The sequence below is a fragment of the Catonella sp. genome, from assembly GCF_052169795.1.
GTDB lineage: Bacteria > Bacillota > Clostridia > Lachnospirales > Lachnospiraceae > Catonella.
In genome coordinates, this window is record NZ_JBQNBU010000007.1 from 1 (window position 1) to 23961 (window position 23961).

Genomic DNA, 23961 nt, shown 5'->3' on the forward strand with positions numbered 1-23961 from the left:
ATATGATTTTTGCTATACTAAGGGATGGCAAGCCTTTTGAAATCATCACTCCACAAGAGCACAACAGGCAATACAACTCTTCAAAGGGTAATACAGCTGCATAATTTTTTTCAATGCCATTTACACCAAGGGGGTAGTCTGCCCTTTTTTAGCTAAAATAAAAAATAATATTTTTTTCTTTTACCTATTGACATTTATTAGCTGGACTTTAACTTCACTGCCCGATGTTGAGGGCTGGTTTTTACTTATATGCGGATTATAGGTTATTTTGTGTATTTTTACAATTATCTTCCTGCGATTTTAATATGACAATCTTGCGATTTTTTGGTATAATAATTTTTTAAAATATAGGTTAAGTTATTCATGGGACATCTTGCAAAATATTGTGATCAAATCGCAGTCCGCACATTGCTGTTTTTTGCAGATGTCTGATATTAACATACGCAGTAACAGCCACAAATAGCCTGTCTTACCGAGGATGCAGAGTAAGGTTTCTGCAATCCGGACAGTAATAATCAGGTATAGTTAAAGGAAATGGGAAATAAGTATGAGTCAGGAATATGAATTTGTCAGGTACAGCCGCCTGCATCACATAAAGGCATTTTTAAATAAAATCCAGTACAGAAACTACCACACCCACAATGCTTTTGAGATATTGTTTGTACTTGAGGGAGAAGCGGTTCTGTCACTTCAAAATGAAAGTGTCCAGCTTACACCCGGGAAGACAGTCCTTATAAATCCGTATGAGCCTCATGAAATTCAGGTGGGAAAAGGCTTTATGGTGGGACTTTTTCTACAGGTATCCAGACATTTTTGTAGGGATTATTTCCCTTACTTTTCAAGTATTACCTTTGAGTATCAGACTTTCGATGACAATATTGCAGATTTAAAAGATGTGATAGTTAAGACGGCACTTTGTTATCTTGAAGCAAAGCCTCTTTTTGAAATTGAACTGGTTTCTCTTGTAAGCAATTTTCTATGTCTGCTAATAAAGCATTTTAAGTATTATATTCTGGATGAACATAACCACTCTATCAGGGAGAAACGCAATCAGAGGATGAAGCGAATTACAGCCTATATCAATGACCACTACACGGAGTCACTGAGGCTTTCAGAGCTTGCACAGATGGAGCAGCTTACGGTCACGCATATTTCTCATCTTTTCAAGGATTATTATGGGATTACTTTTCAGGATTATTTGAATAATCTTCGTTTTGAAAAGGCTATGACAATGATATTAAGTACAAATTTGTTCCAGATGGAAATAGCCCTTGCAAGCGGTTTTTCAGATGCAAAGTACCTTTCGGCAATAATAAAAAAAGGCTTGGATGCAGCCTGACAGAGTATAGGAATGAGGCTGGAAAAGGTGAACCCGCAGAGGATGCCGAAGCAACCGGAAGTTTATTGGAATATAAGTATACTGATAAGGAAGGGATTGAGAGGTTGAGAAGGGTTAGATAGAATATTTAAGCTATAAAGCAGCCCGCTTAGTAAAAAGCGGGCTGGCTGTGAACTTTGGCTTGAACGACCTGAATTATCTAATTTCCGGTTTAAGTCTCTCCGGTATCCAGAGTAAACCCATTGCGTACAAAGAGAGGTATTTGGTCGATTGGTGTCTTTACTTCAATACTCCGACCGCCTTCTGTGGTTTCTTTTGTCCACACATTGGTCCATACAGCCCCTTTTGGAAGATATACATTAATCTTGTCGGCTCCAGCCTCCATAACAGGTTTAACCATTACATTTGGACCGTACATATATTGGTTTTCCGTTTCCCAACAGGTTTGATCCTCAGGGAAATCGTAGAACAGAGGTCTCATCACAGGAGTACCCTTTTCATGAGCTTCCTTCATCAGCTGCCTTGTATAAGGACGCATGTTTTCACGAATGAATAAATATTTTTTACAGATTTCATAAACCTTGTCACCGTAGCTCCATACCTCATTCGGAGCACCGGATACGCAGGCTGCGCCGCCTGTAGTACCCTGTTGAGGCTGGTATGGCATACGGTAGCCGTGAAGTCTCATAACAGGGCAGAAGGCTCCGTATTCGAACCAGCGTACCAACACTTCATGGAACTTCTCGTCATTAATGTCTGCTCCGAAAAATCCGCCTATATCTGTGGTCCACCATGGAATACCGGCTAAGCCCATATTAAGTCCCGCAGCAACCTGATTTCTCATGCTTTCAAAGCTTGAATGTATATCGCCTGACCAGACCAGCGCTCCGTACTTCTGACTTCCTGCCCAGGCACAGCGTAGAAGATTTACTATATTTTCCTGACCTTCACCTTGCATTCCTTCAAAGAAGGCTTTTGCATACATCACAGGATAAATATTCCCGACCTGTACATTCGGACCTAAATGATAACGATAGTTCTCAAAATCATAGACAGTGTATTCAGGTTCGGCTTCATCAAGCCAGAATATCTTTACTCCTTTATCATAATAATTCTGTTTGCATTTATTCCATACATAATCCCTTGCCTCAGGGTTGGTAGGGTCAAACTGGATTGTATTGCCCATATAGACATTGTCTATGCGTACGCCCTTTTCGACTCTTGTGAGGAGACCTTTAGCCTTCATTTCTTCAAAGTTCTCGCTTAAATAATCTACCATAGGCCATACGGATACCATCAGTTCGATTCCCATATCTTTGAGTTCTTTGATCATACTGTCGGGATCCGGCCAGTAAGTAGGGTCAAATCTCCAGTCACCCTGCTTAGACCAATGGAAAAAGTCTGCCACGATTACATCTATAGGAAGTCCGCGCCTTTTATACTCCCTCGCAACCTCCAAAAGCTCGTCCTGTGTCTGATAGCGCAACTTGCACTGCCAGAATCCCAGACCGTACTCAGGCATCATAGGAACCTTACCTACGGCATCTGCATAAGCTTCTTCAATTTCTGCAGGAGAGTCGCCGGCAGTAATCCAATAATCCAGTTTTTTAGTGGATTTAGCTTCCCAAGTAGTTATGTTACGTGCAAAATTCACACGGCCAACCGCAGGATTATTCCAGAGAAATCCGTAACCCAATGAAGAAAGTGCAAAAGGTACGCTTGCCTGTGAGTTTCTGTGGGCAAGTTCCATATCTGCGCCTTTCAGATTCAGAAAATCCTGTTGGTACTGTCCCATACCGTATATTTTCTCATTAGGGTCGGATACGAAGCGCATTGTCAGAACATAATCTCCGCCAATTATCGGCTTAAATTCCCTTGCTTCGATTTCCAGGGAACTGCAGGTATCTGCAAACATGTCTTCTCTGTTACGGACATATTCTTCCAGAAGCAATTCGCCTTTTTGATTGTAGAAAAAGAGCTTTCCTATGTTATTTATAACAGCCTTAATTTTACCGTTTATAATCTCTGCGGAATACTCCTGAATTACCACCTTTGCTCCGGATGGTGCCGGCTTACCCTGCAATGCCCAAAGTTCATCAGGCATTTCAGGCATTTTCGATGCACGGACACGCAGGGAATTTTCTCCCCAGGGCTCTACTATAACCCGCTCCGCATCATAGCGGTAGCAGAGTGCTCCATCCTTTTCTTCAAAGTATCCCAATAAAAAATGATTATCGGAACGAAAATCTCCCGTTTTTTCTGTCATTTTCTCCTCAAACTTTTGCTCCATATATACTTCTCCCTGTGTAATAATGACGTAGTCAATGTGACTACTGTGTTAATAATTGTGCTGAATTGCAGACAGCAGGATATTTTATTATGTAATAGGAAATTCATCCGGAATTCCCTATTACATAAAAACTCTCCGAGGGATCGCACTGCGGCAGAAATGAATATATCGCTTTTGCGACCCGCCGCAGGTGGAGAATCCTGCAAGCAGGATTCTTTCTTATTCAGGCGTATGCTCCGCGAGTACCGGCTCAATCAGAATATGAAAAAGCCTGTGTATCAAAGCCGGCAGAACCAGAACCAGCGGAAAACAAAGCCAAACAAGTATAATGCTCATTACGGTTATTAAAACCAGAAGTATCGTGCGTGGCAGATGGTGAAAACACATATAAAGCGACACCTTTATTAGCCATCCTGCAGGCATATCAAAGCGTGAAAGTGCAGGAAAAGCATAAAGTACGGTTCCTGTTGTAAAAAGCAGGCACAGACCGTATAGAATCAACAGGAAAATAGCTATGTTACCTTCCATTTTTGCATAGACAATTCCGAGATTCAGTTGGAAAATAATTGTAATGACTGCAAGAACTCCCCACAGCCCAAGGGAGGGCCTGAGATTAGCCCCAAAGGAGCGTAAAAATGTCTTCGTTGTCTCTCTTTCATTTTCTGTGAGCTGCTTATGTACGGTGTAGTACAGTGCTGTGGTAGAGGCACCCGCAGTTACCACAGGGAGGCAGAACAGGAGCCAGAGAAAATTAAGAACTGCCATATCAAATATTTTCTCCGTAAAGTTAACATAATTTCCTCCGAAAGAGAGTAATCCTTTATTTTCAGTTCTGTTACTGCTATTATGCATATTCTGCCTCCTCGCTTATTCTGTTGTTAAAAATATACACCTATAGGTTACGGACTACTCATTTCTCGAATAATTTGAGATAAATTATTCAGATTTCCTTCTCTTACAAATACAGGGATAGAGCCAATAGGTGAAGTAGCCGTAATTTCTTTTCCGCCCTCGTGCACAGATGAGTCATTTAAGCTTATCCAAATGCCGGCAGGCAGGTAAACCTTTCTTTCGGTTATGTTTTCATAAAGAACAGATGCTACAAGAATGTCCGAACTCAAACCAGCGTACAGACACTTCCTTAAAGCCTTCATCATAAATATTGCCACCGTGAAAGCCTCCGATATCGGTTGTCCACCAAGGAATTCCTGACTGTCCCATATTCAGCCCTGCCGCAAGCTGGTTTCTGAGTGCACGGAAGGATGAATCTATATCTCCGGACCATACCAGGGCGCCGTATTTCTGGCTTCCTGCCCAGGCGCAGCGAAGAAGGCTCAATATATTTTTCTTTCCAGAATCCTTAAGCCCTTCGTATGCCATTTTTGCATATTCCTTCGGGAAAATATTTCCTATTCTTTCACCGCTCCGGCAGTCAAACCGCTTACGATATATTTTTGAAGAAATACAAACAGTAAAACTACAGGAATTACGAGAATTGCGCCGTAAGCCATAATACAGTTCCATTTTGTGCCGTACTTGCTCTGAAATTTATATATATTTGCGGTTAAAGGACGCATATCGGGCTTAACATTAAATGTCATAGAGTAAACCAGGTCATTCCAGCCATTTAAGAAGGATATGGTAATAACCGTTATTACACCGGTTTTGATTGCAGGTATCATTATGGAAAAAAATGAGCGAACCACACCGCAACCGTCAATTCTTGCCGCATCATCCAGTGAAGTAGGAACTCCCTTAAAATATGATCTCAGTGTCACAACTATAAAAGGAATCGAGCCCGAAGATATAGCCAGCGCAGGACCCAGGTACGTACCGAGCAGTCCGATTTTGTTAAAAATTAAGTACATAGGCGTCAACATAAGAGATGCAGGCATCATCTGTGTCACCAAAAATGCCAACATAAAGCCTTTACTTCCAGGAACCTTATACCGTCCCATTCCATATGCTGTCGGCACACCGAACAGGATGGATATTGTCATAGAAAGAAAAGCAATAAGGCAGCTGTTTCTTAAGGAGAAAAGAAAATCCTTATCGGAAAAGTTGATGATCCAAGGCTCAACAGTAAATATATGAGGATAGTATGTTACAATTTTACCGAAGGATTCACCATCTGTCTTAAAAGACATAGAGAGCAGCCAATAAATCGGGAAAAGGAAGATAACAGCAATCAATATTGCCAACAGGCTGTTTAATATATTTTTCCTGCCGCTGCTTGAATGAAGGGCATAACTGATTTTTTCTCCCATACTTAATCGTCCTCCTTTGTTATCAACCTCAGATAGAATAATCCGATGGCAAAGAGGCAGGCAAACAGAACCATAGCGGCCGCAGAGCCCAGTGAAAATTCATACTTGGTAAATGACAGACTGTAAGCGTATGTTCCAAGAACATCTGTAGCGTTTAGCGGTCCGCCGTTTGTCATAATAAACATCAGATCGAAGGCCTTAAAGGTGTATATGAAGCCCAGCATCAATACGGCTAAAATTGAAGACTTCATAAGAGGAAGTGTTATATGCACAAATCTCTGTATTTTATTTGCTCCATCCATAGAAGCGCTTTCATAGACTTCTTGAGAAATACCTGTTAAGCCCGAGGTCAGGAGCAGCATATTAAAAGGAATTCCTACCCAGCAGTTAACGGCTATAACTGCAGCAAGAGCGGTTCCCCCGTTAACGAGCCATTCCACAGGCTGACTGATAAGCCCCGTCTTTAGCAGAAGGTCATTGATTACACCTTCTGATACACCGAATATGTTCTTACCCAACATCGCTGTAACAGACATTGGCATCATATAGCCTACCAGAATCAGACCGCGAATAGGACCTGATAGCTTGAATTTCTGTGAAAAGAACAGAGCGAATATGAATCCGATGGTAAACTGGATAACCAGACAGAAGGCGGTAAAAACAAAGGTATTTTTTAATACAAGCAGAAATGTGGGATCATGAAACAGTGTGACATAGTTTGAGAATCCCACAAATTCGGATGTTCCCTTCGCAAAATTCTTAACATTGGTATTTTTCAAACTCAGAATCACATTATAAACCAGCGGATAACCTAGTATGAACATAACATAAAAGAAGCCGGGGAGAATAAATCCATAGCCTTCAAATATCTTTCTCTTGGCTATTGTCATCTTTTTTACATTCAAGGGTGTCACACTCCTTTCTCTTAAACTTTAGTGTCTTTTAATACAGGGAATGCATTTAACATTCCCTGTAGACTTAAGACTGTAATTAAGATTGTTTGTTGCTCAGTGTTGGAAGAAAGTGTACTTTATTCCGACAAACAACATACCAAGTGCCATGACTTACTAGTTATACACCTGGCAACTGCAATAGGTGATTTTACTTTGCTATAGGAACCTTCGCAAGAATAGGATCCACAACACTTGCTGCCTGTTTCATAGCATCGGCACCTGTTTTCTCGCCCAAAAGTGCAGACTGTTCTGCGGTATAGAGTGCTTCGGATATTGTAGGCCAGGACTCATGAGGTCCTCTTGCAACAGCAAAGGCCATAGACTCATTGAATACAGCGTAACGAGGATCTGCTGTCCAGAAATCCTTCAGCTTTGTTGCATCTGCTCTTACAGGAAGCTTACCTGCAATCTCACACCAATCCGCATTATTTTCTGCAGTCATCATATATTTTAAGAAATCCACACATTCCTCTTTAGCATCGGTTCCTGCGCAAACTCCGAAATTCTCTCCACCGATAACAGAAGCATTCTTTTTGCCTTTAGGAAGAACAGCATATTTGTAATTGCAATCTACCTTAACATTTCTACTGTCCATCTGGGCAACCTGCCAAGTTCCGGATTCAAGCATCGCTGCTTTTCCTGCCACGAAGGCATTCAGAGCATCGCCCTGTCCCCAGTTTACAACTTCTTTACTCATCAGCCCTTCCTTTACAAGCTTCCCAAGGAAGTCGAGGGATTCAGCTGCTTCTGGAGAAGTGAGAGTTGTCACATCCGCGCCGGATGCATAAAGCCATGGAATGTACTGGAAGGTTCCTTCCTCATTGCTGATGGCGCACATTGCAAATCCGTATACTGAATCAGCAGGATTTGTGGTGGCTTTGCACACTTCATAGAACTCATCCCAGGTAGTAGGAGGCTCTTTGATTCCAGCTGCATTTAATATATCCATGTTGCAAAGAAGAGCGAGGCAATTTGAATTATTCGGAATGCCGTGAAGTCTTCCTTCAGAGTCCCGGCAGCTGTTAAGCGGACCTTCATAAAACTGATCAAGGTCCCCCCAGGCCTTTAATTCGTCATCAATGTCTTCAAAAACACCCAGAGATATGTATGAGGCCATATCAGGTGAGTCTACCATTCCGATATCAGGAAGCTCACCCGAGACAGCTCCGATTGTATATTGATTCATTAATTCCTCGCGAGATACAAAAGTACAGGTAATGTGGATTTTATCCTGTTTTTCATTATACTGCTCCACAATTTTTTCCAAGGCCGCTGCCTCATGTTCAAAATAATGCCATACAGTCACTTCTTTTCTGTTTCCGTTGCGTGTTGTTTGGGAAGAGGCAGAAGATGAACTTTTTGTGGTTGAAGCTTGACTCTTTGAGCCTGAGCTGCTCTTGTTGCTTCCGCCGCCACCGTTATTTCCGCTGTTATTACCACAGCCGGCCAGAGTTACAGCTGTCAATGCACCGACCATCAGAATTGACATCAGTCGTCCCCAAATTGTTTTTTTCATATACGAATTCCTCCTTTTAAGTAACCATTTCCCTTAGGAAATGAGAGTATTATTAACCCCGAATATTCGGGATTAATATTGCCGCGGGGCTCTGTGTGGCATGAGCCACAGCAACCCGAATTCAGTGGCGTTTACATCCTTAACGCCAACATTATGTCATAATTATAAACAATAAAATTAAAAAAGTAGTGCTAATCTTTAATATTATGCACTATTTTTAAGGTAAAATATTAATATTTCGGTGCATTTTTAATATAATCTACATTATTTGCAAAATATCTTGTTAAATATTACCACATAGTTACAGACCGAAAGTGTCAGACTATTCTATTGTATTATGCAGAGTAAGAGTTCTATGAGCTGCGAAATTGATGATTCAGGTGAAATAATAAGAAATCTGTGATGCATGGCGTGAATCGTTAGAACTTATGAGTAAAATGAATAGAAATTAAAACAGGTGCCTGACCCGACAGCCATGCACCTGTGGAGTGTAGATATTATCCTGCTGTTATCTGCAGTTTTCACGAATATATTCCCCGACACTCATCCCTGTAGTGTTTTTAAATACCCTGTTGTAATATTTTTCATCTACGAAACCGACCTTAAAAGGGATTTCTTCCCTAGGGATATCGCTGTTGAGATATAGAGATTTCGCTATCTCAATCCGGTAATTTCTTAGAAAATGTACGAAAGACTCACCTATATTTTTGCTGAAGAGTCCCGAAAAATATTCCGGACTGATTCCCAGATTATTTGCAATGTCTTTTTGATTCATAGAGGTAAAATATTCATTTTCAATCATTTTCAATGCTTTTAAGATAATAGGATGTACATTGGGATAGCGTTTGGACAGACTGATTCTGCCGTTGTCGGATTTTTTCTTGTCACAGATGGCATCAAGAGCATTCCTGATATCTTCCATAATGAGCGGCTTAACAAGATATTCGGATACACCGTAAGTAATTGCCTGCTTTGCATATTCAAATTCTTCATATGCACTGATAATTACAAATTTTGTATCCATACCGAGTTTTCTGACTTCTTTAATAAGTGTCAGTCCGTCCATAAACGGCATTTTAATATCAGTAAATACTGCGTCAGGCTTCACCGTTTTAATTAATTCCAGAGCGCTTCTTCCGTTAGAGGCCTCAGCAACTATTTCGTTGTCCGGTGAAATAGATAAGATTATATTCTTAAGTCCACGCCTTGCCCTTTGCTCGTCCTCGACTATCATAAGTTTCATTGCCATATCTCCGCATCTCCTATAACTACATTTTCACTTCAGGAATATAAATCTTAAATTCTGTTCCGTTTTCTTTCGATGAAGTGACTGTTATCATAATTCCATTTCCGTAGAATAGCCGCATTCTTGCAACTACATTCCGTATTCCTATTCCTGTTTTCTTTGTATCAGTTACTTCTTCCCCTGAAAGAATCCTTCTGATATGCTCTAATTTATCTAAAGGAATACCACACCCGTTATCTTTTATGGAAACAGCGAGTCGCTCATCCGCCTTTTCTGCCAGAATGAGCAGTTTACCTCCGTTTTCTCTTCCTTCAAAACCATGCAGAATTGCATTTTCCACAAATGGTTGGAGCATTAGCTTACAGCAGCTCCAGTCGGCACATTCATCAGGGAATTCCACCTCATAATCAAATACATCCTCGAGACGGGCCTTCTGAAGGAACAAATACTGTTCAATCCAGGCAAATTCCTGGTACATATATACATTCTGACATTTCTGGTCGAAGGTATAACGCAGAATGTTTGACAATTTCTTTATAAGCTCAGATACCTTAAAATTGCCGCATTCCATGGCTTCATAGTTGATTGTACCGAGTGTATTGCACAAAAAATGGGCGTTTATCTGAGTCTCAAGAGCCTCTCTTTCTGCCTGATGCTGTCGTTTCATTGCAGTTATGCAAAGCAGATGATTCTTTTCTACCTCTTTTTCCTGCTTAACCAATTTTTCTATCATATCATTATAACCTCTGGCGAGCTGCCATATTTCATGCTCCCCCTTTACCGTTACCTTACCCGAAAGCTTCTCGCTGCCTGAGGCAGTTGTTTCCATAGCTGTCTTGATACTTTGCAGGGGATAATTTATTTTTTTTATTATCAGGTAGAAGATTCCTGCAACAACAAGTATAAGAAAGATGTATACCCCCATACCGCGGGTAATAATTTCTATTACACTTTGGTTTAATTTGTTCCTGTCAAGAGAAATATGCAGATTCCAATTCACCTTTTCAAGAGGTTTATCAAGTATAAAGAGCATATCGTTATTTCTGTAAATCGATTCGGATTTGCCTTTATATTCAGGATTGGAATGTCCTATGATTCTTCCTCCTTCTTCTGTCACATATGCCTGAGAATAGGTACCTTCTTCACCGGATAAAATATCCATAAGAGGCTGGAGCATATCCAGACTAAAGGTTACACAAAGCATTCCGTGCATTTTGGAAAAATAATTTGACCTGCCAACAATAGGATAAAATATATGAAATACCGGTTCATTGTTTGTAGGATGGCTGCCGTTTTCAGTGCTTATTAGATATTTAGGTACCCTTTTGTCGCAGGCAATTTCATTCAGTTTATTATACATATCTTTTAGAAAACTGGAATTTACGGAGCTCCACATATACGTATCAAGCTGGTATAAGCGGTCGTACTGGTAGGGCACCCCGTCTTTTGATATAACGGAGATATTAATAACGTTCTTTGAATAATATGCCATAGTGGCAAAGGTTGACTTCAACATCAAAATATTTCTTTCAGGAGTTTCCTGAGACATAGTCAGTCTGCCGGCCAGATCGTATACAGTCTGTGCAACCGCAATTTGTGCACCCATGTTGATATATTCTGTCATAGTATTGTCGATGTTCATTTGCATCGCATCCAATACTGCAGATTCCATTAAATGGTTCTTTTTCATCAGAAAGCTTTCATAGGCCTTCCGCATATAAATCTGGTAACAGAAAATGATTATAATTAGTGACATTATAAAAATAATGCTTATCTGTATCCAGATGTGTGTTCTTAGATAGTGTAAAAAGAGTTTTATCCTGTTCATAGGCAAATTTACCTTTTCCTCTTTGTGAAGGCATAAATATCATCTTATCATCACAGACCGAAAATAGCTTATACTGATGTACTATACAGAATAAGAGAACTGTAAATTACGGTGTGGATAATTTGAATTTAGTCATTATACCGATTTTTATTAGAGATATTGTACCAAGTCGCTTACGCGACAGCTAGCCTTAGTATAATTAATTTTCTACTTTCCCACAATAAAAATGGCAGTTTTTGAAATTATATTGTATTATTGAGATATACCACTATCACATAAACAAACACAATCCCTCAACCGCCATGTTTATTTTACATTTTTTTATCATCTCAACAACTACTTATTTTGTTTTTTCAGCCGTCCACCACCTCTTTTGAAATGTAACCGTTACTTATATTTCATTTCAAAGGAGATTTTATCATGGATAAATATTTAGATTACTTCAGGGAAATGATTTCCCTCAGAGGTCTTACCGACCATACTCTTTCAAACTACTGTACATATATCAAAGCTTACCTGCACTATCTTATGGACATACTTCATAAGTCACCGGAAGATGTTTCATGGAGTGAACTCCGTGATTATATACGCTGGTTACAGAAATCCAGGACTCTTTCTGACCGCACCATTAACTGTGCCATTTCACAGCTGTGTTTCTTCACGCTGTATGTACTTCACAAAAGCTGGGATGATACTCAGCTGCCGATGCGCAGGTTTAATGAGTATCTTCCTTTTGTTCCCTCAAAAGAAGAAACCTGGCAGTTCATTTCAACCATTCCTGATTTAAAACAGAGAACCATGGTCACGCTTATGTATTCCTCCGGTCTCCGTATCGGCGAGGTATGCCGCCTCCGTTACGAAGATGTTGAACGTAAAAATATGAGACTGCATATTGCCCATTCAAAAAGCAGAAATGACCGTTATGCCATCCTTTCCAAAGCTGCACTTGACCTTCTTACCCGTTACTGGTTTGAATACAGCAGACCCCGTGGCTTCCTTTTTCCAAAGCAGCGTAGTGATGACCGCCCCATTGATACCTTCTTCCTTTCAAGACACATACATGCTCATGAAAAGCGACTTGGTTGGAAACAGAGACTTACCTGCCATTCCTTTCGTCACGCCTTTGGCACACATTTGTACGAAAACGGAACAGACCTGATTACCATAAAAGCTCTTATGGGACATAAATCCCTGAATTCCACCACAATCTATGTCCACCTGTCCGCCGGTGCCCTCCGCAAAGCCATAAGCCCTTTTGACTCTCTTGCAGGTGAGTACCATGAGTGATTACGGAATCCGGGAAATATTTGAACTCGCCTATGAGGGCTACTGTGGAAGAGAGTATTTCCAGTCTGATACACAGATAAAAGCTGCTAATGCCATTCTGAAATGCAAGTCAGGAAAACTCGGTTTTAACCTTAGCCGCTGCTCGGACTGTGGACACACTGAGGTTCATAATAATTCCTGCCGTAACCGTAACTGCCCAAACTGCCAGGCTGTTTTAAAGGAAATATGGGTGGATAAACGCAGGGCTGAAGTAATTGAAGCACCTTATTTCCATGTGGTATTTACCCTTCCTCATGAACTGAATCCGCTCATTTACTGTAACCAGAAACTTTTATATGGGCTTTTTCACAGATGCTGCGCTGAGACACTTCTGGAATTGTCTGCTGATAAGAAGCGGCTCGGGGCAACACCCGGAATTATCCAGATTCTCCACACCTGGAATCAGGAAATGAATTACCATGTACACATGCACTGCATCATATCCGGTGGAGGGCTTACAAATGATGGGAAGATCCGCAAGTCCTCCGGAAGCTTCTTCATACCTGTAAGGGTTCTTAGGGACAAGTTCAGAGGAAAGTATATGGCAAACCTTTCCTCCCTTTATGAGAGCGGCTCCCTTGTATTTTCACATTCCTGTGAAAAGCTTCGCAATTCTTATAACTGGAAAGAATGGAAAAACAATCTCTACAAAAAGGAATGGTGTCCCTACATAAAGAAAACCTTTAACGGTTTTGGTAATGCAATTGAGTACCTCGGCCGCTATACCCACAAGATTGCCATATCAAACAGCAGGATTCTTGGTATTACGGAAAACAGGGTGGCTTTCTCTGCCAGAGGGAGAAAACCGGGAGCCCCCAAACGCCGTATTACCCTTACACACCTAGAGTTTATCAGGCGTTACCTTATGCATGTGCTGCCTTCCGGATTTCAAAAAATACGGTACTATGGTTTTCTTAACAACCGTATGAAGCAAAAAAATCTGAAGGTTATATTTAAGCTTCAGAATGGCCGTCGCTTTAAGCAGCGTTATTCCGGTATGACTATGGCAGAGCTGTTAAAGACCATCTGGCATTTTGACATCTGTATGTGCCCGGAATGTGGACATCCTGCCATGAAACAGCTTGGAAGGTATTATGCACCACCTTCCTGATTTATTGTTTTCCATATTTTTTTAGGCCTGCTTTTAGGAGGTCTGTTAAGTGTACCTAAAAATCCAAAAGGTTAGCAGGAAATGCCACGTTTGGTATTACAGACCGCCATGATTTCAGCATTTGAGCTTTGTAAAAAGAAAGCAATCCCCATACAGTTTGCAGCTAAAATCCCACGACTTGGTACAATTGGAAAGAATAACATTCAGAGCAGATTTAACCTTTCAGAAGAATCTGCTCTATTTTTTGCTCTGAATCCGATACTTTCCTTAAGAATTATAACATGGTCATCTACAAATGGATGATCTTTTATCATAAAATACAAAAGATTTGCAGCCTTTTCTTCCAAAGAAGGATATATCTCTCCTCCAAATACGTTCTGATATACAGCTTCCAGAATTCCCTCCACTTTACCGGTTTCTTTTTCTACACCAAAGACATCCGATTTAAAATAATCCTCCATCTGATCCACCATTTTTCTACAATCCTCGTAAGTGATTCTATAAATAGCCTTTGAACCTTCCGGTTTTGGAAGAGACTGATGATCATATTGATCAAGCAAAGTCAAAGCTTCTGTGTATAGATTGACTGCACGAAGAATATCTTCTTCCTCTACGTCCAAAGCATTTGCCAACATCTTTGTTTGGATATTTACTGTTCTTTCCAATGCTTCAAGACGCTTTTCATTTATTGCATACCCATCAATAATATATTTCTTTAATACAGAATTTGCCCAACGCCTGAATTCAATTCCTCGTTTTGATTTAAGTCTATAGCCAACAGACAATATCATATCCAAACTATAATACTCTGTCATATGCGTTTGCGTTTTACCTTCTATTGCCCCATGTTGAGTGGTGGTCGCAAATTTTGCGACTACCACTTCTTCATCTGCTTCTTCTTTTAAAGCATTATTAATATGTTTTCCTATTGTTTTAATATCTCTACCAAACAACTCTGCTATTTGTGTTCGATTAAGCCAGACTGTTTCACTCTCATATGGTACTTTTAAAACTATTGTTTTATCTTCTGATTCAAAGATAACAATCTCATTTTTCTTCATATTTATTCCCCACAAATTCTAATTTGTATTTCATTATACTCTTCAAAAGTATAAGTTTAAAGTCTTATTGCCTGCCAAACAAATATGAAGTATCACGCAAAAAGAATATCCGTAAACACCTCCCTGACTTTTGCAATAAACAAAATGATAACTCCCCAGGCATCCAAAGCGAGGTAGCTTACTACCAGCATTGCCACTCCGATGCCGAACTGAAACCAGTTCTGCTTAAAAAGGAACACAATTACTCCTGCCATGATAATAAAATTAAAGAGTGCTGCAGCAAGGCCATATATTTTTGCAAATATACAAACGATATAAAATAAGATAGTGGTTGCAAGAATCATAGGAATTGCTATCAGCTTTCCAAATAATTTTAATATAAACATAATCATATCCTTCCTTCTCTCTTCTCCATAGCAACCTTATAGTCCACAAGCCTTAGCACATAATCAGGAACCTGGCTTATTCCTCTTTCCCAGTCCTGCATTGTCCTATATGGTATTCCAAGCCATTCTGCAAATTCTTTACGGTTCATACCTGTCTGTTTACGGATAGCTACAAACCTTTCGGCAGTTTTTTGCTTCTGCTCCTCTTTACCCTGTTCTTCGAGTTCTACATATAATCCATCAATATCAAAAACATATGAGTGTTCCGATTTTTCCATCATTTCCTCCATATACGAAATCCGTGTTTGCTATTACAAGTATTATATACACGGATTCCGTATTAGTCAAGTCATTATTTGCCATTTGCAGTAAACTGGGGATAATCGTGGTTAACTTCTGCCTGATAAAATCCACTTATTGTACTTGGAGCATTAAACAAAACGGTAAGCAGGTACTTTTTTATGTTATGCACCTTGACAGTATTCTTTGACATACAGTGCATTGCATAATCTATGTGCATGCTGTTAAGCTTCAGGAATTTGCTTTTCACAAGCTCTGCCGGATACCTGTCTGAGGCAATCAGAATACTTTCATTTTTAGACAACAGAGTTTCAAGTATCAGGTCAAATATGCCGTCAAGCAGTTCATGGTCGAACGGGTATTGCTCCTTTAGAAAATCCAGTTCAATATTTTTCTTAACTGTTTCAGCGTATGTTTCCATATCACATCCCATCTCATCATCTGATAAGATAAGATTAGATTCAGTATAACTAATATCAGTATTATTAATATTAGTATTATTAGGCTGTATTTTTTTCACTTCTTGAGGTGTAATTTCTTCACCTCTTGAACTGTAATTTTTACACTTCAAGAGGTGTAAATTTTTCACTTCTGAAATCTCTGTTTTTTCTCCAGAAGTGTCATTTTTACACTTCTGAACATTCTGTATCATAAACTGTTTCAGGTAAATCATTGCAGGTTTTCCCTGCCCCTGGCGTTTTCTTTCTATAAGACCTATGCCAGTATCTGTATCAAGCTCTTTCATTATTGCAATAGCTTTCTTATTACTGCATCCAAGAGCCTCCATAATGTCATCTAAAGAATAGTATATATAAGCCCGTCCCTCTTCATCTAACCACTGGTTTTTCATAGACAGTGACATCCTGTCTAACATCAGTCCATACAGAACCTTTGCTTCAACTGACAAAGCCTTAAAATATTTATCTGTAAACAGGAGCTTTGGTATCTTATAAAATGAAAACTGCTCAGCTTCTTTTCCATAAAAGTAGGAGAGTTTTATTCTTTCTTCCATACTTGTCCTTCCTGTTTCAGAAGTGCCGTTTTTACACTTCTGAAACACCATATTATATTTATTGTGCCTGCCTCTGCTCGTTACTCCATTGTTCCAAAAGTCTGATTATCACATCTTCCCTTTCCTCTGCAGAGAAGTTTGGCGGAAAATATCTGTCCAGTTTCTTTTCTGAGAAAGATACTTTTGCACCTGTATTCTTCTTAGGCAGGGCATCATTCAAAATAGAAATAACTTTGAACTGATTGGCACTTGATAGAGTAGGAAAGTTCTTCAGGGCTTCTACCTGTACTGGTTTCAAAAATCCGTTATCTCTGTAATACTCATATATCCACTTTTGTATCTGTTTGTCTAAGTATGATATATCTACTCCCATCGCTATTGTTATTTTTTTCAAATCTACATAGTCAAGTAATTCAGAAATTAGCTCAGTAAGTCTGATATATTTTGTAACTTGCCTGCCGGTCATTCCTGCTTCATTACCTACAATATCTCGACTCCATTTATCCGACTTTGGGAACTCAGTTCCCAAAGTTGATTCGTTATTACTTTCATCATACTCTAAATCTGTTCGATAACCTCTCCTTTTCATAGCTTCCATCTTCATCTTAAAGCTAAATGCCCTTTCGCTGGGCAGTATTTCTTCCCTCTGGATATTGGCATCCACCATCTTAATTATGGCTTCATCATCTGACATTTCTTTTACTATTGCCGGTATCCTGTCAAGTCCTACAATTCCTACTGCGTGAAGCCTGCGGTGTCCGGATATCATTTCATAATCGCCATTCTTATCAGGCCTTACAATTACCGGATTCAGTATTCCGTTTTCCCTAATGCTGTCTACAAGAGTATTCATCCTGTCATCATCCACTACCTTAAAAGGGTGGTTTGGAAATGAATGAATCCTTCTTACATCTATTTCCTGCGTGCCAGCTATCTCAGGTACTCCTAAAAGTTCATCAACTGACTGTAACTTTATCTTTCCTGCAACTCTGTTTGCCATGCCTTATTCCTCCTTCAATACTTCATTTGTTAATGCCCTGTATGCTAATGCTACCTTGCCTTTTGGATCATATGAATAAATGCTTCCTCCCTCAACGCTTACCTCGGATGCCCTTACCGACATAGGTATCTCTGTTCCAAAGACTTTAATGGAAGCTGAGTAGGTGTCATAAACCATCATAGATATATCCCTTGCATAGTTTGTCCTGTTGTCTACCATTGTTAAAAGTATTCCCTCTATGCTAAGCTTTGGGTTAAGCTGCTTCTTTACCCTGCCTATAGTCTTTATTAACTGCTGTAATCCCTTGATTGGAAGGTATGCAGCCTGAACAGGTATTAAGACAGAGTCTGCACATGCAAGGGCATTTATTGTCATCATCCCAAGTGAAGGCATACAGTCAATGATGATGTAATCATAAAAAGTTCTCAGCTTATCAACTAATGCTTTTAATATGAGCTCCCTGCTCATTGCATTTACAAGAGACACCTCTATTCCTGAAAGCTCTATGTTTGAAGGAATTAAGTCAACTTCTTCTTTGTGGTGGAGTATTGTCTTTTGGGTATCCAGCTTTTCATCATTCACTATGTTTAGCATTAAAGTTGCAAGTGAGTATTCCATTTCATCCGGTTCTTCATATCCGAGGCTGATAGTAAGGCTTCCCTGTGGATCTGCATCCATCAGAAGTACCTTTTTACCTGCCTGTGCTAAACCTATCCCTAAGTTCACACAGGAGACTGTCTTGCCTACTCCGCCTTTCTGGTTTGATACTGCTATTACTTTACACATAATCTGTTTCTCCTTTATTCATTCCAAAATTTATTCATATTCTTCTTCAGCATTTCTAATATTTCACGCCTCATCTGTTCAGCTGTAAAGCTTGCAGGAAAAAATCTGTGCAGCTGTTCATTCTTAAAAACAACGCGCTCAATTTCTTTCTGCTTTACTTCACTTAAGATGTCTCCCATGTCCTGGGCTGTCAGTTTTCCATCTGCACTTAGCTTTTTTATTCGGAGTGCCTGGGATAATGATGGTGTACACCCTGCATAGTCCATTGCTGTAAGCATTTCTTTCTGCTCATTTCTATTTAGAAATGCAAGCTGTACTGCCGGTGTAAATCCCATGCTTCCATCATCTACCTTTTCAAGCATTTCCGGTATAAGGTCAGTTATCTTGATGTATCTCTGAACCTGCTTTGGGCTGTCACCACATTCTTCCCCAATTATTTCAAGGCTCTTCTTGCCCCTATTGTGGTCCACCTGTCCACATTTCCTTCTGCCTGCCTTTCTCTTAATAGCTTCGTATTTCATCTTGTAGGCAAATGCCTTTTCGCTCGGACTAAGCATTTCTCTCTGTAAATTTGAATCGACCATTGACACAACGGCATCATCATCTTTAAGTACACGTATTATTACCGGCACTTTATGATAGCCAATCCTCTCAGCAGCAAATTTTCGCCTGTGGCCGGATATGATTTCATAAGTGCCATCCTTCTTTTCTGCCATAGGAGGCTTCCTTTCCCTGAACGCGAAAAAGCCCGTCCAGAATAGATTGTTTTTCTCTAATCTGAACAGACTCTTCCGACAGGCCATTTCTCAGGCAAGAATATAGTATTTGTTTCATTTTGTCTTATTTTTACAACCCAAATCTCATCCTACTTTATGCTTAATCCCTGTGGGTGACAGTTTGAAAAATTTTGGCTGATGACAAGTCATTATTTTCGCTGACAAAATCATTCTGGTATTCTGCTTTTCGCTGACAAACCTGTCATCGAAAATGCTGTTTTTGCATGAAAAAAGCGGTAATGATTTTGTCGTCATTACCGCTTAAAATGGATGTTCCCTGCGGGAATCGAACCCACAACTACAGCTTAGGAGGCTATTGTTATATCCATTTAACTAAGGGAACAAATGCCGTATTTTCAGGCTTTTCAGAGCCTTTCTATACGCTTGCCACATCTATGAATCCAATCACTCTCGTGATGAATTTACGTCTCATCTTATTTTGACTTTTCGTCCAATTTCCAGTTCCATTCGAACTCTTACTTACCACTTTCTAACTTCCTTGGGGTTTAACTATGATTAAACCTTAGGAGGCTATTGTTATATCCATTTAACTAAGGGAACAAATGGCTTTGCTACCGACAACTATTATAATAAGGTCGGTAGCGAAAGTCAAGGGGAAAGAAGACTTTTCACCAAAATGTCTAAGCACAAAACACCTGTATTTAGTCTTTATTCCTGCTGCCTTTCCTTCACCATCTCAGGAAATCCAAAGACAGCATCCTCTCCATCATCTTCAATCTCTACTGTAAAAGTCTGTGTCTCATATCCATCCTTCTTAAGAGCTATCTCATGCTCTCCTGTTACTTTTATCATTTCGCACGGAATATCGCCTATTTCTCTTCCATCAAAAGAAACGGTTGCTCCTTCCGGCTTTCTAAAATAAATATTCTTGGTACTGTCTGTACGCACCTTTATTTCATCGTCTTCAGAATCTTCATTATTTCTGCTGCCTGTGTCACCTAAATCATCTTCATCGTCTCCTGTAACTTCTTCTACAGGATTAAGGGGCTCTGCCATTCCATCATCATCGTCTTCTTCAAATTTCTCCTTCTTTTGGGCTAATGCAATATTCATTATAGTCTTAGGCTTTGAAATAGTTACTACCTTTTCCCAGCCTATATATCCATCAGCCATGACCTTGATCAAATACTCTCCGTAATCAAGTTCAGATCTCATGTTAACTATTTCTTTTCCATCTATATAAATGGCGGCATTACTTGGTGAAATATTAAAAACAACCTTAGAACTCTTATCCATTTCACCTGCAAAATCCGAGAGCCTTAAAACTTCTGTCCTATCCCTTTTTATAGTCACAACCTTATTGACAGAAAGTTTACCGTTTCTCATAACTACTTTGTACTTACCTTCACGAAGCACATATTTCATATTGTCAGTTATAAGGTCAAAAACATCATAACCTATCTCTATATTTCCACCGATAAAATCATCATATTCCGCAAAATCAAGAACTCCATGCCCTGTAGTAATATCTATTGAAAGGATTTTTTCACCAATTCCTCTAATTTCTAATGTATCCTTAGATGTATCAATATTTCTCAGACTTACATTATCTCTCCCACTGATTACAGTCAGTCCTGCATCATAGGTATAATTGCTCTCTCCAATCTGCATTTTTGAAAGCACCTCATCTATAACCAGATTTCTTACTCCTTTATAATCCCATGCCTCTTTACTCACCTCTACTTTTGAAAGCACTCCTGTACTACTTACTTCCAACTTTATCACACTTCCAAGAGGTAATTCCTGCATGACAAGTTCTTCATCATTTATACTCTTTACTGAAGTAGCTAAATTATAAGTAAAAACGGTTTCCTTCATATCATCTAAAAGATATACACCTATTTTACTATTTTCCTTGTCAATCCCCCTTAGTACCCCAAGGTTTCCTTGTTTGTTCTGCAAATCGCCGGTTACGGCAGGCTCGGTTGAAATCAGGCTTTTAGTAGCGGAATTAATAAGAGGCTTACTGTGCTTTGTATTTAAAATGGTTTTCACCCCTACAAACACACCTAATCCCGTTAAACATAACATTATGATTATAGGCAGCCATCTGTTACTCTTCATTATGCTTTACCTCCAAAAGAAGGCTCTCCTTAGTATTTAACTCAGGATGCTCTATTACCAGTTCCAAAAGTCTGTCAAGGGTTTTCCCTATCATAATCCCCTTAGTTATTCCTGCCTCAATTAAATCTTTTCCATTTACCCTAAGCTCAGAAATTTCAGTACATTCGCCTCTTTCAATAATATTTTTATAAAGATACGAGTTGTCAAAAAAGCCTTTTGCCCGTCTTGCTTCAAGAAATAAAGGCATAATTTTATGTCCTGCCTCTTTAACCGTTCTTCTCATTTCAAGGTCTGAAGTCTCTGTTTCTCGCTTTAACAAAATCAAGAGTTTTCTTACTGTATTTATGGTATCATTATCAAGCTTCAATTTTTTTAGGAATTTCACAGCCTTAATATCACCCAATTTTTCAAGAAAAATACTAAGCCTTATCTGATAAATTCCTTTTTTTTCCGAGTAACAAACCCTGGTCATTGCCTGTACCAACTCTTCAATTAATCCATGTTCAAAAAGTTCTGCTACTTCCGGTGCAATTACCTTAAAAATTCCCGTTTCATAAACAAGATGGATATATTCCGGATTTGCTGATAATAATAATTTTTCCAGCTCTTTAGCAATCCTTTCAACACTTACCTTGGAAATATTTGCAGACAGCTTTTTTATAGCTTCAAGTGTCATTTCTTCTATTTTAAAGTTTAACTGCCCTGCAAAACGAATGGCACGAAGCATTCTCAGTGCATCTTCAGAGAATCTTTCTTCCGCATTTCCAACAGCCCTTATTATTCCATTTTCAAGGTCTTCTTTGCCCGAAAACTTATCTATTAAGCCTGTTTTCTCACTATATGCCATTGCATTAATAGTAAAATCACGCCTTTTTAAGTCTTCTGTCAAAGATGATGTAAAGGCAACCCTGTCGGGATGCCTTCCATCTGAATAATCTCCATCAAGCCTGAAGGTAGTAACCTCATATCCTGCCTTAGCTATAACCACAGTCACTGTCCCATGCTGCAAGCCTGTGTCTATTGTTACCTGAAACAGCTTTTTTACTTCCTCAGGCTTTGCTGAAGTCGTTATATCCCAGTCTTCAGGTGTTTTTCCTAAAATTGAATCTCTTACACAGCCTCCTACCGCATAGGCTTCATATCCATTTTCTTCAAGCCTTGAAATAATATATTTTACCTCTTTCGGCAGTTCAATATACATTAATATGCCTTTCCCCAATAAACCAGTTTCTTAGCAGGCTTGCCACAACATACACAGTTTCCATCTGAATTGCCGTCTTCAAAAGGAATACATCTTGCAGTAGCCGAAGTCTCCTCTTTAATCTTATCTTCACAATCCCTGCTTTCGCACCAATGTGCCTTTATAAATCCCGGTTTACCGGCAATAGTTTCCTTAAATTCATCATAGGTATTTACATTATAAGTATGACTGTCTCTATGAGTCCTTGCCCTTTCGAGCATATCCTTCTGCATATTTTCTAAAATCTCTGCAATCTTACTCTCAAGTTCCTCTAAAGAAACCTCTGTCTTCTCACCGTTATCTCTTCTTACAACCACACACCTGTTGGCTTCTATATCCTTAGGTCCAATCTCTACTCTTACAGGTATGCCCCTCATCTCCTGATCTGCAAACTTAAATCCCGGAGTTTTGTCACTGTCATCAAGTTTAACCCTGAATTCAGCCTTAAGCCTCTCTTTCAGCTCATTTGCCTTTTCAAGCACTCCTTCTTTGTTCTGCATAATAGGAATTATCATTACCTGAGTAGGAGCTATCCTTGGAGGAAGTACAAGCCCGTTGTCATCTCCATGAACCATTATAAGAGCACCTATCATTCTGGTACTTACACCCCAAGATGTCTGATGTGCATACTTAAGTGTATTATCCTTATCTGTAAATGTAACATCATAGGCTTTTGCAAAACCATCACCGAAGTTGTGACTTGTACCTGACTGAAGTGCCTTACCGTCATGCATAAGAGCCTCAACTGTATAGGTAGAAATTGCTCCCGCAAATTTTTCTTTTTCCGTCTTCTGACCCTTAATTACAGGAATAGCAAGCTCATTTTCAAAGAAATCGGAATATACATTCAACATCTGTATAGTTCTTTCCTGTGCCTCTTCTGCAGTGGAATGTGCAGTATGACCTTCCTGCCAGAGAAATTCCCTTGTACGAAGAAAAGGTCTTGTTTCTTTTTCCCATCTTACAACTGAACACCACTGATTATATACCTTAGGTAAATCTCTGTAAGAACGGATATCCTTTGAATAAAAATCACAAAAAAGAGTTTCTGAAGTAGGTCTTACACAGAGCCTCTCCTGCAACTTTTCAGAACCTCCATAAGTAATCCAAGCAGCCTCAGGTGCAAAACCCTCTACATGGTCTTTCTCTTTATTTATAAGCCCTTCCGGAATCAAAAGTGGCATATACACATTTTCAACCCCTACACTCTTAAACATTTTATCAAGTGTGTGCTGGATATTCTCCCAAATACCGTAGCCATAAGGCTTAAGCACCACAAATCCCTTTACACTTGAATAATCAGCCAGCTCCGCCTTCTTAACTACATCAGTGTACCACTGTGCAAAATCCTCATTCATAGAAGTAATTGCTTCCACCATTTTCTTATCTTTTGCCATTTTGTTCCCTCTTTCTATATATTTTCTTTATAAAATATCATC

General features: G+C 39.5%; 21 protein-coding genes, 1 tRNA gene and 1 pseudogene. 3 read left to right on the plus strand and 20 right to left on the minus strand.

What is annotated here, in order from left to right:
- Positions 1-547 precede the first annotated feature (547 nt).
- Complete coding sequence (locus tag ACTTKP_RS01885) at positions 548-1339, plus strand: AraC family transcriptional regulator (RefSeq protein WP_442552215.1); 792 nt, start codon at positions 548-550, stop codon at positions 1337-1339.
- 211 nt (positions 1340-1550) lie between these two features.
- Here ACTTKP_RS01885 and ACTTKP_RS01890 read toward each other — a convergent pair whose 3' ends face one another.
- The 9 genes and pseudogenes from ACTTKP_RS01890 to ACTTKP_RS01930 all read right to left on the minus strand — a co-directional run bounded on the left by ACTTKP_RS01890 (position 1551) and on the right by ACTTKP_RS01930 (position 11301).
- Entirely contained in the window at positions 1551-3605 is a 2055-nt protein-coding gene (locus tag ACTTKP_RS01890; RefSeq protein WP_442552254.1) for a glycoside hydrolase family 31 protein, read from the minus strand.
- Positions 3606-3848: 243 nt separating this feature from the next.
- The gene (locus ACTTKP_RS01895; RefSeq protein ID WP_442552216.1) at positions 3849-4481 is read right to left on the minus strand and encodes a YesL family protein; all 633 of its coding nucleotides are present in this window, start codon (positions 4479-4481) and stop codon (positions 3849-3851) included.
- A gap of 47 nt (positions 4482-4528) precedes the next feature.
- Positions 4529-4786, minus strand: coding sequence for a hypothetical protein (locus tag ACTTKP_RS01900; RefSeq protein ID WP_442552217.1), 258 nt, complete (start codon positions 4784-4786; stop codon positions 4529-4531).
- Positions 4716-5042: pseudogene (locus ACTTKP_RS01905) on the minus strand (TIM-barrel domain-containing protein); the annotation flags it as partial. The gene ACTTKP_RS01900 and the pseudogene ACTTKP_RS01905, both read right to left, overlap by 71 nt.
- Entirely contained in the window at positions 5039-5896 is an 858-nt protein-coding gene (locus tag ACTTKP_RS01910) for a carbohydrate ABC transporter permease (protein WP_442552218.1), read from the minus strand. The gene ACTTKP_RS01910 and the pseudogene ACTTKP_RS01905, both read right to left, overlap by 4 nt.
- 2 nt (positions 5897-5898) lie before the next feature.
- Positions 5899-6810, minus strand: a complete 912-nt coding sequence (locus tag ACTTKP_RS01915; RefSeq protein WP_442552219.1) for a carbohydrate ABC transporter permease — start codon at positions 6808-6810, stop codon at positions 5899-5901.
- 187 nt (positions 6811-6997) lie between these two features.
- Complete coding sequence (locus tag ACTTKP_RS01920) at positions 6998-8365, minus strand: ABC transporter substrate-binding protein (protein ID WP_442552220.1); 1368 nt, start codon at positions 8363-8365, stop codon at positions 6998-7000.
- A 508-nt stretch (positions 8366-8873) separates the two neighbouring features.
- Positions 8874-9614 (minus strand): response regulator transcription factor, encoded by a 741-nt coding sequence (locus ACTTKP_RS01925; RefSeq protein ID WP_442552221.1) that lies wholly within the window; start codon positions 9612-9614, stop codon positions 8874-8876.
- Between the two features lie 19 nt (positions 9615-9633).
- On the minus strand, positions 9634-11301 hold the full coding sequence (locus ACTTKP_RS01930) for a cache domain-containing sensor histidine kinase (protein WP_442552222.1): 1668 nt from the start codon (positions 11299-11301) through the stop codon (positions 9634-9636).
- Positions 11302-11859: 558 nt separating this feature from the next.
- Here ACTTKP_RS01930 and ACTTKP_RS01935 point away from each other — a divergent pair.
- Positions 11860-12726, plus strand: a complete 867-nt coding sequence (locus ACTTKP_RS01935; RefSeq protein ID WP_442552223.1) for a tyrosine-type recombinase/integrase — start codon at positions 11860-11862, stop codon at positions 12724-12726.
- Entirely contained in the window at positions 12719-13876 is a 1158-nt protein-coding gene (locus tag ACTTKP_RS01940; protein ID WP_442552224.1) for an IS91 family transposase, read from the plus strand. Before ACTTKP_RS01935 ends, ACTTKP_RS01940 begins: the two co-directional genes overlap by 8 nt.
- Positions 13877-14079: 203 nt before the next feature.
- Here the strand turns inward: ACTTKP_RS01940 and rhuM are convergent, their stop codons facing one another.
- The 11 genes from rhuM to proS all read right to left on the minus strand — a co-directional run bounded on the left by rhuM (position 14080) and on the right by proS (position 23919).
- Positions 14080-14937 (minus strand): RhuM family protein, encoded by an 858-nt coding sequence (rhuM, locus tag ACTTKP_RS01945; RefSeq protein ID WP_442552225.1) that lies wholly within the window; start codon positions 14935-14937, stop codon positions 14080-14082.
- 92 nt (positions 14938-15029) lie between these two features.
- Positions 15030-15323: a hypothetical protein gene (locus tag ACTTKP_RS01950; RefSeq protein WP_442552226.1), complete on the minus strand. Its 294-nt coding sequence runs from the start codon at positions 15321-15323 to the stop codon at positions 15030-15032.
- A gap of 2 nt (positions 15324-15325) precedes the next feature.
- A complete protein-coding gene (locus ACTTKP_RS01955) occupies positions 15326-15601 on the minus strand; it encodes a helix-turn-helix domain-containing protein (RefSeq protein ID WP_442552227.1) in 276 nt (91 codons plus the stop codon).
- A 74-nt stretch (positions 15602-15675) separates the two neighbouring features.
- Positions 15676-16635, minus strand: coding sequence for a DUF6017 domain-containing protein (locus ACTTKP_RS01960; RefSeq protein ID WP_442552228.1), 960 nt, complete (start codon positions 16633-16635; stop codon positions 15676-15678).
- A 58-nt stretch (positions 16636-16693) separates the two neighbouring features.
- Positions 16694-17635 carry a ParB/RepB/Spo0J family partition protein gene (locus ACTTKP_RS01965; RefSeq protein WP_442552229.1) on the minus strand — a complete coding sequence of 314 codons (942 nt, stop codon included), beginning with the start codon at positions 17633-17635 and terminating at the stop codon, positions 16694-16696.
- 3 nt (positions 17636-17638) lie between these two features.
- Entirely contained in the window at positions 17639-18421 is a 783-nt protein-coding gene (locus ACTTKP_RS01970; RefSeq protein WP_442552230.1) for a ParA family protein, read from the minus strand.
- Positions 18422-18435: 14 nt separating this feature from the next.
- Entirely contained in the window at positions 18436-19137 is a 702-nt protein-coding gene (locus ACTTKP_RS01975; protein ID WP_442552231.1) for a ParB/RepB/Spo0J family partition protein, read from the minus strand.
- A gap of 331 nt (positions 19138-19468) precedes the next feature.
- Positions 19469-19540: transfer RNA gene (locus tag ACTTKP_RS01980), tRNA-Arg, on the minus strand.
- 326 nt (positions 19541-19866) lie between these two features.
- Positions 19867-21282 (minus strand): PEGA domain-containing protein, encoded by a 1416-nt coding sequence (locus ACTTKP_RS01985; protein WP_442552232.1) that lies wholly within the window; start codon positions 21280-21282, stop codon positions 19867-19869.
- Positions 21272-22483, minus strand: a complete 1212-nt coding sequence (locus tag ACTTKP_RS01990) for a CCA tRNA nucleotidyltransferase (protein ID WP_442552233.1) — start codon at positions 22481-22483, stop codon at positions 21272-21274. Before ACTTKP_RS01990 ends, ACTTKP_RS01985 begins: the two co-directional genes overlap by 11 nt.
- On the minus strand, positions 22483-23919 hold the full coding sequence (gene proS, locus ACTTKP_RS01995) for a proline--tRNA ligase (protein WP_442552234.1): 1437 nt from the start codon (positions 23917-23919) through the stop codon (positions 22483-22485). The genes ACTTKP_RS01990 and proS overlap by 1 nt, the downstream gene beginning before the upstream one ends.
- Positions 23920-23961: the final 42 nt, after the last annotated feature.